16 protein-coding genes are annotated in these 16,915 nt (G+C 53.4%); 12 read left to right on the top strand and 4 right to left on the bottom strand.

The features are described from left to right. Nucleotides 1-2 precede the first annotated feature (2 nt). The 4 genes from AC0YN0_RS09685 to AC0YN0_RS09700 are packed head-to-tail and all read right to left on the bottom strand — an operon-like array spanning nucleotide 3 to nucleotide 3,302. A complete protein-coding gene (locus AC0YN0_RS09685) occupies nucleotides 3-443 on the bottom strand; it encodes a threonine/serine exporter family protein (RefSeq protein ID WP_475821092.1) in 441 nt (146 codons plus the stop codon). A 39-nt stretch (nucleotides 444-482) separates the two neighbouring features. After that, nucleotides 483-1,262: a threonine/serine exporter family protein gene (locus tag AC0YN0_RS09690; RefSeq protein ID WP_475821093.1), complete on the bottom strand. Its 780-nt coding sequence runs from the start codon at nucleotides 1,260-1,262 to the stop codon at nucleotides 483-485. Beyond that, entirely contained in the window at nucleotides 1,259-2,437 is a 1,179-nt protein-coding gene (locus tag AC0YN0_RS09695) for a M20 family metallopeptidase (RefSeq protein WP_475821094.1), read from the bottom strand. The genes AC0YN0_RS09690 and AC0YN0_RS09695 overlap by 4 nt, the downstream gene beginning before the upstream one ends. Nucleotides 2,438-2,474: 37 nt before the next feature. Then, nucleotides 2,475-3,302: an AraC family transcriptional regulator gene (locus AC0YN0_RS09700; RefSeq protein WP_475821095.1), complete on the bottom strand. Its 828-nt coding sequence runs from the start codon at nucleotides 3,300-3,302 to the stop codon at nucleotides 2,475-2,477. Nucleotides 3,303-3,447: 145 nt separating this feature from the next. Here AC0YN0_RS09700 and AC0YN0_RS09705 point away from each other — a divergent pair, with 145 nt between their 5' ends. From AC0YN0_RS09705 to AC0YN0_RS09760, 12 genes are all read left to right on the top strand, one after another. Continuing rightward, nucleotides 3,448-5,517 (top strand): beta-galactosidase, encoded by a 2,070-nt coding sequence (locus AC0YN0_RS09705; RefSeq protein WP_475821096.1) that lies wholly within the window; start codon nucleotides 3,448-3,450, stop codon nucleotides 5,515-5,517. Nucleotides 5,518-6,053: 536 nt separating this feature from the next. Then, entirely contained in the window at nucleotides 6,054-7,358 is a 1,305-nt protein-coding gene (locus tag AC0YN0_RS09710) for a methyl-accepting chemotaxis protein (protein ID WP_475821097.1), read from the top strand. Nucleotides 7,359-7,459: 101 nt separating this feature from the next. Continuing rightward, nucleotides 7,460-8,464, top strand: coding sequence for a PstS family phosphate ABC transporter substrate-binding protein (locus AC0YN0_RS09715; RefSeq protein WP_475821098.1), 1,005 nt, complete (start codon nucleotides 7,460-7,462; stop codon nucleotides 8,462-8,464). 302 nt (nucleotides 8,465-8,766) lie between these two features. Beyond that, nucleotides 8,767-9,630 (top strand): phosphate ABC transporter permease subunit PstC, encoded by an 864-nt coding sequence (gene pstC / locus AC0YN0_RS09720; protein ID WP_475821883.1) that lies wholly within the window; start codon nucleotides 8,767-8,769, stop codon nucleotides 9,628-9,630. A gap of 1 nt (nucleotide 9,631) precedes the next feature. Continuing rightward, a complete protein-coding gene (gene pstA / locus AC0YN0_RS09725) occupies nucleotides 9,632-10,507 on the top strand; it encodes a phosphate ABC transporter permease PstA (protein WP_475821099.1) in 876 nt (291 codons plus the stop codon). A gap of 24 nt (nucleotides 10,508-10,531) precedes the next feature. Further along, entirely contained in the window at nucleotides 10,532-11,287 is a 756-nt protein-coding gene (pstB, locus tag AC0YN0_RS09730; protein WP_337099055.1) for a phosphate ABC transporter ATP-binding protein PstB, read from the top strand. 54 nt (nucleotides 11,288-11,341) lie between these two features. Continuing rightward, nucleotides 11,342-12,001, top strand: coding sequence for a phosphate signaling complex protein PhoU (phoU, locus tag AC0YN0_RS09735; protein WP_475821100.1), 660 nt, complete (start codon nucleotides 11,342-11,344; stop codon nucleotides 11,999-12,001). A gap of 179 nt (nucleotides 12,002-12,180) precedes the next feature. Next, nucleotides 12,181-13,287, top strand: a complete 1,107-nt coding sequence (locus AC0YN0_RS09740; protein ID WP_475821101.1) for an amidohydrolase/deacetylase family metallohydrolase — start codon at nucleotides 12,181-12,183, stop codon at nucleotides 13,285-13,287. After that, nucleotides 13,265-14,368, top strand: a complete 1,104-nt coding sequence (locus tag AC0YN0_RS09745; RefSeq protein ID WP_475821102.1) for a DgaE family pyridoxal phosphate-dependent ammonia lyase — start codon at nucleotides 13,265-13,267, stop codon at nucleotides 14,366-14,368. The genes AC0YN0_RS09740 and AC0YN0_RS09745 overlap by 23 nt, the downstream gene beginning before the upstream one ends. A gap of 1 nt (nucleotide 14,369) precedes the next feature. Then, nucleotides 14,370-15,125, top strand: a complete 756-nt coding sequence (gene dagF / locus AC0YN0_RS09750) for a 2-dehydro-3-deoxy-phosphogluconate aldolase (RefSeq protein WP_475821103.1) — start codon at nucleotides 14,370-14,372, stop codon at nucleotides 15,123-15,125. Then, the gene (locus AC0YN0_RS09755; RefSeq protein ID WP_475821104.1) at nucleotides 15,118-16,152 is read left to right on the top strand and encodes a sugar kinase; all 1,035 of its coding nucleotides are present in this window, start codon (nucleotides 15,118-15,120) and stop codon (nucleotides 16,150-16,152) included. The genes dagF and AC0YN0_RS09755 overlap by 8 nt, the downstream gene beginning before the upstream one ends. 8 nt (nucleotides 16,153-16,160) lie before the next feature. After that, nucleotides 16,161-16,874: a GntR family transcriptional regulator gene (locus tag AC0YN0_RS09760; RefSeq protein WP_475821105.1), complete on the top strand. Its 714-nt coding sequence runs from the start codon at nucleotides 16,161-16,163 to the stop codon at nucleotides 16,872-16,874. The last annotated feature ends 41 nt before the right edge of the window (nucleotides 16,875-16,915 follow it).

Genomic DNA, 16,915 nt, shown 5'->3' on the forward strand with positions numbered 1-16,915 from the left:
GATTATTGCCGATGGCGCTCCGATCGTTTGATCATTTGACCGATCACTTCCGAGAATACAAGGCCGATCGCGATTGCGCCTGAGATCATGAACGCTTTGGCGCTTAGCTCTACAGCGGCATCATATTGATTCTCCACGACATTGCGCATGGCGTCGTAAGCAATGCCGCCGGGCACAAGCGGAATGATGCCGGACACGCTGAATACGATCATCGGCATTTTATACAGCTTGGAGAACAGCTGGCTGACGACAGAGACGATGAAGGCGGCGATCAGCGTAGCCGGTATCGCATCCATGCCAAGTTCGGTAGCCATTACATAGATAAGCCAGCCGAGCATGCCGACGGCGCCGCACTGCAGCAAAGCGTTTTTGGGCACGTTAAAAATGAGGCCGAATGCAGCAGAAGCGATAAAGCTCGTTACGAGCTGTGCGAATATGTCCACTCCGTACCTTCTCCTCTCAAGCTTCTCGTTCCATATCCGTTAATAAAATGAAAGCACCGCTGCGATGCCGGCCCCAATGGCGAAGGCGGTCAGAAAAGCCTCCGCCCCCTTTGACAGACCGGATACCAGATGTCCTGCCATTAGATCCCTCACCGCGTTCGTTAAGTGAAGTCCGGGAACGAGCGGCATGACGGAGCTTATAATAATTTTGTCGAGATCGGTGCCGAAGCCGACATGGACGGTAAGGACGGACAGCAGGCCGATCAGGACAGCGGTTAGAAATTCGGCGAAAAACGTAATCGGGACGATACGGTTGAGCGTCACGAAAAATAAATAGCCGATGCCGCCGCAAACGATGACTGGCCAAAAGTCCGACCAGACGCCTTGGAACATAATGAGGAAGCAGCCGCTGGCAATCGCGGCGGTGATGACCCGCAGCCAACTCGGGTAGCTGTAGCCGCTGTCGCCCGAATCGATGCGCCGGAGCAGCTGATAGGCTTCCTCGGGCGTCACTTCTCCGCGGCTAATCTGCCTCGAAATATCGTTTACAAGCGTAACTTTCAACAGATTAGTCGACCGCTCAGAGATGCGCATGAGTCTGGTCGTATGGGCAGTGCCCTCGATGGCGAAAATAATCCCGGTCGGCGTTACGAAGCTTTGGGACTGCGAGACGCCGCAGGCGGCTGCGATGCGCACCATCGTATCTTCAACGCGGTAGGTTTCGCCGCCGTTCTGGAGGATGATCTTACCTGCCAGCAAGCAGAGCTGCGAGATGTCGCAGCGGCTGTTATCGTCGGTAGTCTGAGCGTTTGCCGTCATGGCTGCTTCGTCTGCCGCTCGAACTCCTCGCGGATGCGAGCGAGCAGGGCTGGATCGGCGCATACGTCATAAGCCGTCGCAGCAAGCATTTTGGCGCTGAACAACATGCGGTCGTACGCTCGTTCTGTCATAGCTGCGTCGCGGAACGCTTCCGTATGCAGCAGGAAGCGCTCCTCGACTACTTTGACGTAGGGATGAATGGCCGGACAGCGAACGGATACGTTGCCGAGATCGAGTGATCCGTGGTCCTTGCCGAATGCAATCTCTTCGGGAAGGATGCCAGCGTCAATCAGATTTTGGTTGAATTGAGCCGACAGTGTTTCGTTCGTAAGCAGCTCGTCATACGAGAACTCATATTTATTCGTTGTTAACGTACATCCGGTTTGCAGAGCGGCTCCTTCGGCGCAGCGCAGCACCTTCTCTGTCAGCTCGTTCGTGTAGGCGCGTGAAGCGGAGCGCACGTAGAACTTGGCCGAAGTATAATCGGGAATGATGTTCGGCGCTTTGCCGCCGTTGTCGATAATGCCGTGAAGGCGAGCGTCGCTGCGGCATTGCTGGCGAAGCGCGTTAATGCTATTGAACAGCATAAGCACGGCATCGAGCGCATTCACGCCTTCGTACGGACTTGCCGCGGCGTGAGCGGCAACGCCTGTATATTCGAATTGAATCGCGTCAAGCGCAAGCGATTCGCCGGAACGCTCGAAGGTATAATAAGGGTGCGCCATTAAGGCGAAGTCGCAATCGTCGAATAAGCCGGCTGCAGCCATCGGCACCTTTGCGCCTTTCGTTTCTTCGGCAGGCGTGCCGTAGATGCGGATTCGGCCGCCTAATTGATCGATCGCCGACTTTAGTCCAACGGCCGCCGCAATACTCATCGAGCAGATGAGATGATGCCCGCAAGCGTGGCCGATCTCCGGAAGAGCGTCATACTCGCAAAGAAAGCCCGCGGTAGGACCAGGCTTGCCGGAATCATAAACGGCGATGAAAGAAGTCTCTATGTCAAGAATGCCGCGCGTAACCTCGAAGCCGAAGCGCGCAAGCTCCTTTGTTAGCAGCTCCGCAGCGAAGAACTCCTCATGGCCAAGCTCCGGCCTGCTTCCGATCGAGCGGGAAATAGAGCGGAAAGTTTCGGCATGCTCGTCAATCGTATTAAATACGGTTTGTTTGTTGGTCATCGCAGAGAATATGCCTCCTCATATCGTTCGTCTCATTTTACCGCAAGCCGTGAATTTTTTTGAATTGCTCAGGACTAAGGCCTTCAAGACGCTTGAATACCGAGCTGAAGTAGCTGGGGGAGTCGAAGCCGACCCGCCTTGCGATCTCGTTCATCTTAATATCGCTTTCATGGAACATAAGCTCCTTGCTGCGGTTGATGCGCTCACGGTTCACGTATTCCAGCGGCCGCATCTTCAGCGCTTTCTTGAACAGCAGGCATAAGTATTGCGGCGTAATGTCGATACAAGCGGCTAAGTCCTTGATCGTAATAAGCTTGTCGTAGTTGTCTTCAATATACTTCAGCACCGGCTTCAGCTTCAATATATGATGCTCCGCCGATTGCGAGCTTACGAGAATAACTTTCATCAAATCAAGCAAAAACATGTAAACGAGCTTAGAGCATTCCAAGCCGAGAAAAGAGCGGCCTGATTGCGTCATCGCAAAGATGTTTTTCATATGTGTCAACATCATATCATGATCGGCTGTCGAATAGACGCCAGATTGCTTAATCCCTGCTTGCCGCAGCATCGTTTCCGATAGATCGCCGCGAAAGCTAAGCCAGAAGATTTCCCAGGGCTCTTCCGTTGCATAATAAGCATGAGGATCGCCCGGTAAGAGACAGAAGCCTTGTCCGGCTTGAACAGACATTTTATGCTCACCGACCTGAAGAATGCCTGCTCCGTTCATGACCTGCAGCCACTGAAAATGCGGATATCCGTCAGGACGGTCGATCGTTTCTTGGTTGCTCCAATGACCGATGCTCGTAAGGTAGAGGGGAAGCGTTGTATCGGCTTCTGTAAGCGTCGGGAAGACCATCGTGTCCATCTGTATGCAGCACTCCTGTTTCATATTTTGATATCTATGCGAAAATACTATTATTTTAATGGAGATACTTTCATTTTATAATATGAATATCATTATAGTCTACCCAATTACGACGATTCTCAAGATGATATAGGAGGCTCTTATCATGACAACAAAGTTCCCGCCGATCAGCGGCAAGATCCCGCAAATGCTGCATGGAGCAGATTACAACCCGGACCAATGGCAGAAGTATCCCGAGGTGCTGGAGGAAGATATACGCTTAATGAAGCTGGCTAGCTGCAATGTGATGTCGGTAGGCATCTTCGCATGGGCGGCGCTAGAGCCTGAGGAAGGCCGCTTCACTTTCGAGTGGTTGGATACGCTGCTGGACAAGTTCGCCGCGAACGGTATTTTTGCCCTGCTGGCAACGCCAAGCGGCGCGCGTCCGGCTTGGATGTCGGAGAAATATACGGAAGTATTGCGCGTTGCCCCGAACGGCATTCGCAATCTGCATGGCGCAAGACATAACCACTGCTTCTCTTCGCCGGTTTACCGCGAGAAGGTAGAGATTATGAACAGCAAGCTGGCCGAACGTTATTCGCAGCATCCGGCTGTTATCGGCTGGCATATCTCCAATGAATACGGCGGCGAGTGCCACTGTAATTACTGTCAGGACGCATTCCGCGGCTGGCTGCAAAATAAATACGGATCGCTCGAAGCGCTCAACGATGCATGGTGGACGACGTTCTGGAGCCACACGTATACGAACTGGACGCAGGTCGAATCCCCTACCGCGCGCGGCGAAAATGCCGTTCATGGTCAAAACGTGGATTGGAGACGTTTCGTAACGGATCAAACGGTCGATTTCTGCCGTCATGAGATTGCACCGCTGCGTGCCGCTAATCCGGAGCTGCCGATTACGACTAACTTCATGCTTGATTTCGAGCCGCTTAACTATTGGAAGTTCAGCGACCTGCTCGATATGATTTCGTGGGACGCTTACCCGACATGGCATGACAACTTTGGCGACGACAGCTCGCTGGCATCTTGGATTGCGTTCAACCATGACGTGTTCCGCTCGCTCAAAGGCGGCAAACCGTTCATGCTGATGGAAAGCACGCCGAGCATGACGAACTGGCAGCCGGTGAGCAAGCTTAAGCGTCCAGGCGTTCATATCTTGTCCTCTTTGCAGGCGGTAGCGCATGGCTCGGACACGGTTCAATATTTCCAATGGCGCAAGAGCAGAGGCTCGAGCGAGAAGCTGCACGGTGCGGTTGTTGACCATGTCGGCAACGAGCACACACGCGTCTTCCGCGAAGTGTCCGAACTTGGACAGACGCTGGAGAAGCTGACGGAAGTCGTCGGCACTTCTGTGAAGCCGGAAGTAGCGCTTATTAACGATTGGGAAAACCGCTGGGCGGTGAAAGATTCGCAAGGACCGCGCAACGGCGGCTTGCACTACGAGCAAACGCTGCACAACCATTACCGTCCGCTGTGGGATCTGGGTGTATCGGTTGACGTTATTGATTCCGAATGCAGCTTCGATTCTTATAAGGTGCTTATCGCGCCGATGCTCTATATGGTGCGTCCGGGCGTTGGCGAGCGCATTGAACGCTTCGTCGAGAACGGCGGTACGTTCATCGCGACTTATTGGAGCGGCATTGTCGACGAGAACGACCTTTGCTTCCTTGGCGGCTTCCCAGGTCCGCTTCGCAAGACGCTGGGCATCTGGTCGGAGGAGATCGATTCGCTCCATGATCACGACTCGAACCGTGTCGTGATGAACGAAGGCAACGAACTAGGCTTCGGCGGCGAGTTTACTGCTCGCGAGCTATGCGACCTTATTCACCTCGAAGGCGCTGAGGCGCTCGCAGTGTACGGTGAAGACTTCTATGCAGGACGTCCAGCCTTAACGGTGAACAAGCTTGGCAAGGGTAAAGCGTATTATATTGCGTCGCGCAATGACAATGAATTCATTAAACAATTGACGGCAAGCGTACTCGAGCAAGCTGGCGTGAAACGCGTCATCGAGTCCGAGCTGCCGGAAGGCGTAACCGCTCAGCTTCGTACGGACGGCGAACAAGACTTTGTATTCGTCTCGAACTTCACGGATGCTAGCAAGTCGCTAGAGCTGGACGGCCGCGTTTACACGGAACTGCTGACAGGTGCGGCTGTAGGCTCTTCAATCGAGCTTGAAGGCCATAGCATAAAGCTTCTGAAGCGCGCATCGAAGTAATATTCTTTTATTTCAATCAGACTGTGCAGCATGTACGAAAGACGTACGTGCTGCACAGTTTTTTTTGCGTTGCGGTTGAGCGGGGTCTGTAAGCGCATATGAGCTCATACACGCGACCCCGACAAGTTACTCCTTCGCCGTAAGAGCACATACGCACTTACAGTTCACATTCTGTCATGCAGTTTGTTCAAACCGGGCCTGTAAGCGCACATACGCTCTTACAGGCCGCCCCGACAAGTTACTCCTTCGCCATAAGAGCATATACGCACTTACAGCTCACATTCGACCAAGTAGCCTGCCCGTCTTGCCTCTGTAAGCGCACATGCGCACTTACACGCCGCCCCGACAAGTTACTCCTTCGCCGTAAGAACACATGCGCACTTACAGCTCACATTCGATCATGCAGACTGGCAACTCATAAATCTATTTATCAATTATTGTCGAATTTAACATTCCGATAACATTTCGCGCCTCTACAGTTGATGCTTGAGACCTATAGTGTTCCTGAGAGGATATGGAAGGAAGGGTGATCGTGAATGACGGTGTCCGTTCTGGATAAGCAAATGAAGCAAGAAGTGGTTGAGCACGAAGAAGGAAATTCTTCGGCAGCGACTGTAGCAGAAGTTGCACCACCTGCCGCAGAGGCCGTTTCCGAAGCTGTAAATGAAGCTTTGGTACAATCGGAGCTCCTATTTATTGAAAGAGAACTTAACCAAACATCATTAACAGCTGATGAAGAAACAACAGATGAAATGACAGAGCAGCGGTCCGTTCGGATTGCCGATTATATGCGCGGAGCGCCGACCGTTGAAGAAGAGCGCTCCTGTCGCGAGACGATAAGCGTGTTCAAGCAGCATCCCGATTGCGAGTGCGTAGTCGTCGTACGAAGCGTTGATCAGATTCCGGTCGGTCTCATGATGCGCAACCGGTTTTTCTTAAAGCTGGGTCATCGGTTCAGCGCCGATCTGTACTATGAGAAGCCTGTAACGAAGCTGATGGATACAAGCCCGTTAATGGTACATAGAGCGGATGCGCCGCAGCAGATCATCGACAGCGCGCTCAGCCGCGATGAGAGCATCCTCTATGATTGCGTCATCGTGACGCAGCATGACGGATTGTTGGCTGGCGTGCTGACCGTATCGGACATGCTTAAGATGTCGAGGGAGCTGCAGCAGGAAGCGGTTCATGCGCAGCGACGGATCATTCAATCGGCGGAACAGCGAGTAAGGCAGATCGAGCAGGCGGCAAGCGCCGTCAGAGGCTCAACCGAACAAGGGGAATCGCTGTCTGTAGAGATGGTTGATCTGACGTTAAGCGGCAAGAACGAGCTGGACAAGGTAAGCAACGCTTTCGTATCGATAGCGAATTCCTCACAGCGTCAAGAGCAGCGGATGAACGAGCTTCAAGCGGAAGCGGGTTCCATCAGCCGCGTGTCCAAGGTGATCCGCGAGCTGGCGGATCAAAGCAATCTGCTCGCGATCAATGCTTCTATAGAAGCAGCGCGCGCGGGTGATCACGGGCGCGGCTTCGCCGTTGTGGCCGGCGAGGTTATGAAACTAGCAGGCCAGACGAAGCAGCTGGCCGGAGAGATTACGATGCTGACGAAGTCGATCGTCGATGCGATCGGCGAGACGGCGGCGCTTACGCGATCGGGGCGGACGGAGACGACGGCCAGCGAAGCGTATGTTCTCGCCGCGGTCGAAGCGTTCAATCGCTTGTTCCAAGCGGCTGCGGATAACCGCGGAAGCGCGAAGCAAGTCGGAGAGCTGTCGGAGCAAGCGCATCGTCAATCGATTCATGTCGCCGATGAAATGGAGAAATTGCGGCAGTCGTATTTTTAACATGAAGTTTACAAAAAGAGAGTACCCGATTTACAAACGGCTAGTAGTATTGAACTCGTTAGGGAAAACACATACTAGACAAATTAAGAGGAGTGGTAGAGTTGTTTAAGGGGAAAAAGAAAGTTGTAGTAACGTTGATGATGTCCATGTTGATCGTATTCGCAGCAGCTTGCGGCAATAACGCCAATAGCGGAAATAACGGTTCGGAGAATAATGGCGGAGCAGCAACGAACAATACGGCAACCAATGCGCCAACTGAAGAAGCGGTTAAGCTGTCGGGCGAAATTAAAATAGACGGTTCCAGCACCGTGTTTCCATTAACGGAAGCAGCGGCCGAAGAGTTCAACAAAGAGCATTCGGATGTACGCGTACCAGTCGGCGTATCCGGCACAGGCGGCGGCTTCAAGCAATTCTGCGCTGGCGAAATTGCAATTGCAGACGCATCGCGTCCGATCAAGGAAGAAGAAGCAACGGCTTGTAAAGATGCAGGCATCGAGTACACAGATCTTTCGGTAGCATTCGACGGTTTGTCGGTTGTTGTTAGCAAAGAAAATGATTTCGTAGACCACCTGACAGTTGAAGAGTTGAACAAAATCTTCACAACAGGCAGCACGGTTGCTACTTGGAAAGACGTTCGCGACACATGGCCTGCAGAGCCGATCGTTATGTTCTCGCCAGGCGCTGATTCCGGCACTTATGACTACTTCAATGAAGCAATCCTTGAAAAAGCAGGCATTCGCAACGATAAAGCAATCAGCTTCAGCGAAGACGACAACGCACTCGTTCAAGGTGTAGCAGGCAGCAAATACGGCATCGGCTACTTTGGCTTCGCATACTTCGAAGAAAACGCCGATAAGCTGAAAGTCGTTCCGGTTGACGGCGGTTCCGGCCCAATCGAACCTACGTACGACACGATCAAAGACGGCACTTACGCGCCATTGTCCCGTCCGCTCTACATCTACCTGAACAACAAAGAGCTTGAGCGTCCTGAAGTGAAAGAATTCGCTAAGTTCTACATTGAAAACATCGGAGCATTGGCTGGCGAAGTTGGCTACGTATCGTTGCCAGATGAGCAATACGCAACAGAAGCTGCCAAAATCCAATAATAAATAAGCTCGTACTTGAAATATAGGAAAGTATAAAATGCTCTTTGTTATACTGGCCTATATTTCATCCGCGAAACGATGCTTATGCCGCCAATGGACGGCAACAGCCGTTTACGCTTGGTGATGAATATGTGATGTCTCGCGAGACATCACATTTTTCACGCCGCATATGTTAATGAATTGTAAATGGCAAGAAGGAGGCCGCCGGCATGCAAAGCGAAGCTCTGCAAAGCAAAGATAATGCGCAAACCACTACCGTAAAAGTCGACGCATACAATTTCAAAAACGAGCGCGTCAGCATCATGAACAAAGTAATGCCAATCCTGCTGTTTCTTTGCGCGTCCGTATCCATCATGACAACGATCGGAATCGTTGTGACATTGTTAACCGAAACCATCCAGTTTTTCAAAACGATACCGATAACGGACTTTTTGTTCGGAACGAAATGGTCGCCGCTAATCCCGCCTAAGAGCTTCGGAGTGCTGCCGCTGCTTACCGGAACGCTAATGATTACCGTCATTGCTTGTCTTGTTGCCGTGCCGATCGGACTTGCAAGTGCCATCTACTTATCGGAATATGCGCCCAAAAAAGTACGGAAAGTCGTAAAGCCCATCCTTGAGGTGCTCGCCGGCGTGCCGACAATCGTATACGGCTATTTTGCGCTAAGCTTGATTACGCCGATTATTCAAAGCATCTTTCCAAGCGCCGGCATATTCAATGCGCTCAGCGCCGGAATTGTCGTCGGGATCATGATTATCCCGATGGTCAGCTCGCTAAGCGAGGACGCGATGTCGTCCGTACCGCGCAGCTTGCGCGACGGCGCTTATGCGCTTGGAGCTACCAGGTTCGAGGTTGCCCTTAAAATCGTTGTACCTGCCGCACTATCGGGTATCGTAGCATCTGCTGTACTTGCATTCTCACGTGCTATTGGCGAGACGATGATCGTGACGCTTGCAGCGGGATCGACGCCGAACATGACGGTGAATCCGCTGGACAGTATTCAGACCATGACCGCCTACATCGTTCAAGTCAGCTTAGGCGATACACCCCATGGTACTGTCGAATACGGCTCGATATTTGCGGTAGGCATGACGCTGTTCGTCATCACGTTCTTGCTTAATATTCTTGCCCAGTACGTAGCAAGAAGATTCAGGGAGGAGTATTAATATGAACATCTTTCACGATGCGAACCGCAAGCAGATTGCCGGCCGCCGCAGAACGGACTGGCTGCTGCATATCTTGTTCGTTACGGCAACCTCGATCGGCGTAATCGCGCTTTGCGCGCTGCTTATCGACATACTGATCGACGGTGTTGCACGTCTTCAGCCAGACTTGTTCACCAACTTCCCGTCCCGCAAGGCGGACGGCTCAGGCATGAAGTCCGCTCTTGTCGGCACGATCTATATGCTGCTCATCATGGCGCCGATCTCCTTTATCTTCGGCGTAGGAGCAGCGATTTACCTAGAGGAATACGCAAGCAAAAACCGCTTCACAAGGCTCATTCAGCTCAACATTAGTACGCTGGCCGGCGTTCCTTCGATCGTATACGGCATTCTCGGCCTCGCCTTGTTCGTAAGGCTGCTGGCGCTCGATAAGAGCTTGATCGCAGGCGCGCTTACGATGACGCTGCTCGTGCTGCCGATTATCATCGTGTCGGCGCAGGAAGCGATTCGCGCCGTGCCGAAGTCTCGCCGCGACGCCTCGTTCGCGCTAGGTGCGACGAAGTGGCAAACCGTGGCTCGCTCGGTAATGCCGTCGGCTATTCCCGGCATCTTGACCGGCGTTATTCTCGCGATGTCGAGGGCGATCGGGGAGACGGCTCCGCTTGTTATGATCGGCGCGCTTACGTACGTCGCTTACTTGCCGAAGGGCATTACGGATTCATTCACCGTTATTCCGATTCAAGTGTACAACTGGCTGTCCAAGCCTAAGGTGGAGTTTCAGGAGCTTGCGGCAAGCGGCATTATCGTATTGCTGGCGCTGCTGCTGCTTATGAATTTCTCGGCTATACTGCTTCGCAACAAATATAGCAAAAACGTTTAATAACGGTTGGAGGAGACGAGCGAAATGGAAGCACTTATTAATATTAACAAGTTGAATTTGTTCTACGGCACTTTCCATGCACTCAAAAATGTATCGCTAACGATTCCGGAGAAAGCGATCACCGCCTTCATCGGCCCGTCCGGCTGCGGCAAGTCGACGCTGCTCCGCACGCTCAACCGTATGAACGATATGATTCCCGGCACGCGCATCGAAGGCGGCATCGCCATCGGCGGAACGGAAATTTATTCGAACGAAGTAGATGTCGAGACACTCCGCAAGAAGGTGGGCATGGTGTTCCAGCAGCCGAATCCTTTTCCTAAATCGATCTACGATAATGTTGCCTACGGCCCGCGCTTGCATGGCGTATCGAGCAAAAAGCAGCTTGATGAAATCGTGGAGACGAGTCTGAAATCGGCCGCGCTCTGGGATGAAGTGAAGGACCACTTGAAGCGTTCCGCCTTCGGTATATCCGGCGGGCAGCAGCAGCGCCTGTGCATTGCGCGCGCGCTTGCGGTGAACCCTGATATTTTGCTCATGGACGAGGCGACTTCCGCGCTTGACCCGATCTCCACGCTAAAGATCGAAGAGCTGGCGCAGGAGCTGAAAGATAAATATACGATCGTTATGGTTACGCACAATATGCATCAGGCAGCAAGGGTTTCCAACCAAACGGTATTTTTCTTGAATGGCGAGGTCATTGAATATTCGGATACGGAGAAGCTGTTCTCCAACCCGACCGATCAGCGCACGGAAGATTATATTAGCGGACGTTTCGGCTAAGCCGCGACTGTATTCGCGATTGAACGAATACCTAATAGGGGGAAACTAGCTGTGATGACGAAACGCAAAGAATTCGATCAAGGACTGGAACAGCTTCATAATTTGCTGGTGGAGATGGGCGGCTTCGTAGAGGCCGCGCTTGTGGATTCCATGGAAGCGCTCAAGGTCGTTGATGTCGAGCAGGCTAAGCTTGTTATTAAGAAAGATCCGCAATTGAATCAAATGGAAGAAAAAATTACGGAGATCGGCTCGCGCCTTATCGCTACTCAGCAGCCGGTTGCGAAGGATTTACGCCGCATTCTTTCGGCGTTCAAGATTGCCAGCGACCTCGAACGAATGGGCGATCTCGCGGTTGACGTGGCGAAGGTCGTATTGCGTTTAGAAGGCCAAGAGCTCATTAAGCCGCTGATCGATTTGCCGCGCATGGCGGAGATCGTTCAGACGATGACGTATGAGTCGATTCAATCCTTCGTGCTGGAGAATGTAGATCTTGCTTACAAAATGGCAAAGGACGACGATCAGGTCGATGCGTTGTACGGTCAGATCACGCGCGAGCTATTCTCGCTCATGATGGAGAACCCTCGCAATATCGCTCAGGCTTCACTGCTTAGCTTCGTTGGCCGCTATATGGAGCGGTTCGGCGACCATGCAACGAATATTGGCGAAAGCGTCGTTTACTTGGTTACGGGCAACCGTCCTGACCTGAATCAATAATTTGAATGATCGAACAATAAACCTTACCGCAGAGGATGTCCGCGCCGCAGCTGGACTTCCTCTGCGGTTTTTTTCTATGTGAACAAGCAAACATTATAATGTTTGTTGACCTGAGCCCAAAATCAGTGTACTTTAAACATTATAACGTTATAATCTTAACGGGATTGAAGGTGAGCTGCATGAAGCAAGAACGGATCGTATGGCGCAACGTTAAACGAACGAATGGCGAAGCAATCGATATAGCCGTCGAGCACGGCATCATTACGGAAGTAACGGCTGCGGGCCGCGCGAATGAAGGGAATGACGTCAGAGACGGCTCTGGACTGTATGTCTCCAGCGGCTGGATCGATGTGCATGTTCATGCGTTCGCCGAGCTCGACCCGTACGGAGACAAGATCGACGAGATCGGCGTGGGGCAAGGAGTCGCGACGATCGTTGACGCTGGAAGCTGCGGGGCGGATCGGATCGGCGACTTGGCGTTAAGCCGGGAACAAGCGCTCACGAACGTGCTGGCGTTGCTGAACGTCTCGAAGATCGGCTTGCATCGGATTGACGAGTTATCCGACCTCAGTTGGATCGACCGCGAGCTCGCGGCAGAAGCCGTTCGCAGTTACCCAGACTTCATCGTCGGATTGAAAGCAAGAATAAGCGGGAGCGTCGTGAAGGAAAACGGCATTGAACCGCTGCGGATAGCTAGAGCAATGGCGGATCAGATGAGCTTGCCGATTATGGTTCATATTGGCTCGGCGCCGCCTCGAATCCAGGATATATTGCCATTGTTGAACGAGAACGATGTCGTCACGCATTTTTTGAACGGGAAGAGCAATAATTTGTTCGACGATGCCGGGCAACCGTTGCCGGAGCTTAAGGAAGCAATCGCCAGAGGGGTGCGTATGGACGTCGGACACGGCACGGCCAGCTTCTCGTTCAAGACGGCTGAAGCCGCGAAGGAGAGCGGGATCAGGTTCGACACCATTAGCTCCGATATCTATAGAGGTAACCGACTAAGAGGACCCGTTCACAGCTTGGCGCATGTCATGTCCAAGTTCTTGTTAATGGGCTACCCGCTAGCCGATGTGGTTGACGCCGTTACCGTTCGGGCAGCGAACTGGTTGAACAAGCCCGAACTCGGACGTATCCAGGTCGGCGACAAAGCGCATCTTACCTTTTTCGCCGTGAAGCATGAGAAGACGGAGTTTATCGACTCCGAAGGGGAGAAACGTATGGGAGATCAACATATTAGGGCAAAAGGGGTAATCGTCAATGGCAAATTTGTTGAATGCTAAATACGGATTGAAGCGCGTCATTAACGCAAGCGGGCGCATGAGCATCCTCGGCGTATCGGCACCAACCGACACGGTTATGGATGCGATGAAGCGCGGGGGGCAAAGCTACGTGGAAATCGCCGATCTCGTTGATAAGGCGGGCGATCATATCGCCGGGATTCTCGGATCGGAAGCGGCAGTCGTTGTGAACTCCGCTTCTAGCGGCATCGCGTTATGCGTGGCCGGAATCGTAACGCAAGGCAATCGGCGCAGAAGCGAACGGATGCACCAGGATCCGATCGAAAAGAACGAAATCATTATTTTGAAGGGTCATAACGTTCAATACGGAGCGCCGGTGGAGACGATGGTATTCCTCGGCGGGGGCAGGTTGCTAGAAGTCGGTTACGCGAACGAAGGCAAAGCCGAGCATATCAAGGATGCGATCAGCGAACGTACGGCCGCGATTTTGTATGTGAAATCGCATCACGCGGTGCAGAAGAACATGATTTCCGTTGAGGAGGCATGGGAGGTAGCCCAGCAGAGCGGCGTGCCGCTCATCGTCGATGCGGCAGCGGAAGAGGATATTCGCAAGTACGTGAAGTTCTCGGACTTGGCGATTTATAGCGGCTCCAAGGCGATCGAAGGGCCTACATCGGGCATTGTCGGCGGCAAACGGCATTACGTGGAGATGGTGAAGGTTCAATTGCACGGCATCGGCCGCAGCATGAAGGTCGGCAAGGAGACGACGTTCGGCTTGCTCCAAGCGCTGGACGAGTATCTGGACAAACCGGATAACAGCGAGCGGGAGAAGGCGGCGCTTCAAGCGCTTATGCCGCTCGGCGAACAACCGGGCGTTCAAGTGACGATCGTACAGGACGAGGCGGGGCGGGCGATATTCCGCGCTAGAATTCAGATCGATCCTGCGCTGACGGGCACATCGGCCAAAGAAGTCGTCCAGCGGCTGCAGAACGGCGACATCGCTATCTATACGCGCGACTACGGCGTGAAGCAGGGTTACTTCGACATCGATCCGCGTCCGCTGCTCGGCGACGACATTGACGTGATTGCAGCAACTATTCGCAAGCTAACGGGAGGCAACTAATATGTCCAACATGAACAGACGATTGTATAATAGCCGCGCAGCGCTGAATGTGCTTGCGAACAGCGTAGAGAATGCCAAGGAAGTGTTCGAGGCCGCAGAAGGGCATGTGCTTGTTGGCGTACTGTCCAAAGACTATCCGACTGTCGAAGCAGCCGTCGAAGCGATGAAGCAGTATGGAGAGGCGATCGACGATGCTGTCTCCATCGGTCTCGGAGCGGGAGACAATCGGCAAGCGGCGGTCGTAGCGGAGATTGCGAAATATTATCCGGGCACGCATATTAACCAAGTATTCCCTGCGGTCGGCGCGACTCGTGCCAACTTGAACGGCCAAGAGAGCTGGATCAACAGCCTTGTCTCGCCGACGGGGCAAGTCGGGTACGTCAACATTTCGACTGGACCCTACAGCGCTGCTCAGCCGGAGCAAGCAATCGTACCGGTCAAGACCGCGATCGCGCTCGTCCGGGACATGGGCGGCAACGCGCTCAAGTATTTCCCGATGAACGGATTAAGCCGGGAAGACGAGCTTCGAGCAGTAGCGAAAGCATGCGGCGAGGAAGGCTTCGCGCTTGAGCCTACGGGAGGCATTGACATGGACAACTTCGAACCGATTTTGCGCATTTCGCTGGAAGCGGGCGTCCCTCAAGTTATCCCCCATGTCTACTCGTCGATCATCGACAAGGCGACGGGCAAGACGAACGTGGCGGACGTACAGACATTGCTGGCTACGATGAAGAGATTGGTTGACGCCCATGGCTGAACGTAACCATGACGATCGCAAGGCAGTGGCCGTCTTCGGCGAAGTGATGATGCGGCTGCAGACGCCGGGTTACGAGCTGCTTACACAGGCAAGCAGCTTGCATTATTCGTTCTCCGGAACGGGCGTTAACGTCGGTTCCGCGCTCGCTCGCTTCGGGCATCGCGCGGAGCTCGTTACGACGTTGCCGGGCAATCCGCTTGGAGACGCGGCCGCAGCGTTCGCGCGCAAGCTCGGGTTGTCGACGGATTTCGTCGTCCGGTCCGGGCAATACATCGGCATGTACTTTCTCGAGAACGGCTTCGGCGCACGCCCTGGCCGAGTCACTTATTCCAATCGTCAGGCAAGCAGCTTTAACACGGCGCCTGCCGGAACATACGATTACGAGGCAATCGCCGATCGCGTCGACCTCGCGCATTTTTGCGGCATTACGCTGGCGATGAACGACCTCGTCCGCAGCCACCTGATCGCGCTGGCACGGGCGGTCAAGGCGAAGGGCCGCCGGATCGTATTCGATTGCAACTATCGTCCGGGTCACTGGGGAGAAGACGGCCATGCGAAAGCGCGGCCTTATTACGAAGAGATGCTTTCCCTGGCCGATATCGTCCTGATGAACGAGCAAGACGCCATACGAACGCTGGGCATGGCAACGGAACAAACAGGGCGGTTCGAGCAGTTGAGCGAGCTTATGCCCCAAGTCGCAAGGAAGTACGGCATCTCCGCGATCGCTGGCACGCATCGCACCATTAACGAGAATAACACGCACACGCTGCAAGGTTACTTGTACAAAGACGGCTTCTTCTTCGCTGATCCGGTTACGTTTGCCGTTCACGATAGAATTGGAGCGGGCGACGCGTTCGCAAGCGGTATCCTGCATGGCGAGCTCAGCGGATTCGAGCCGGACCGTACGGTCCGCTTCGCCGTCGCGGCAGCCATGCTCGCTCATACGATTAGCGGAGATACGCCGATGTCGGGTGAGCAAGACATTATTCGCGCCATGACGGGAGCCGTCGGCGACGTGGAAAGGTAGGTGCCGCTGTGCGGCGTTCTCGCAACAAACCGCTTTACTTGCAGGTCATGAGCGTGCTGAAGGACCGAATTCTTCACGGGACGTACCCGGTCGGCACATTGATTCCTTCCGAGCCGCAATTGGAAGCGGAATTTAGCGTCAGCAAAATTACGGTGCGCGCCGCCATCAAGGAGCTCGCGCAAGATGGCTACGTGGACAAGGGAAGCGGCAAAGGCACGAAGGTCATCCGCAACACTTCGTCCTCGAAGCTGTCGAAGCTGAAGCGGTTCACGGAGGTGCTCGTCGACGAAGGATACCGCATCCGCAAGGAGCTGCTTGCTGCGGAAGTCATCCTGACCGAGGAAGGCTCGATCGCCAGGCAATTGTTTGGCGATCGATGCGTGAAGATTGAGCGCCTATATCGGCTGAACGGTGCGCCTTACATTTACTACACGCATTATTTGACTGACAAGGTGTCCGGGATCGAACCTAACGATTTGAATGAGCAGTCATTATACGACTTACTCGAAGAGCGTCAAGTGACACTGGACAAGTACCGCGACGAATTTTCCGTTACAGCCAGCGCCCCTGAACGTGCAATGGAGGCGCTCGAGCTCCAAACAGGCAAGCCGCTGCTGAAGCGAGCGCGCTACTCTTACGACGAGAATGGCGAGCCGGTCGAATACAGCGAAGGCTTATACGATACGGATCAACATCATTACGTTGTCAATTACGACGTGTGAACGGCTTACTCCCTCTCTTCCGAGAGGGAGTTTGTTTTGAA

Source organism: Paenibacillus sp. J22P218 (genome assembly GCF_056269195.1).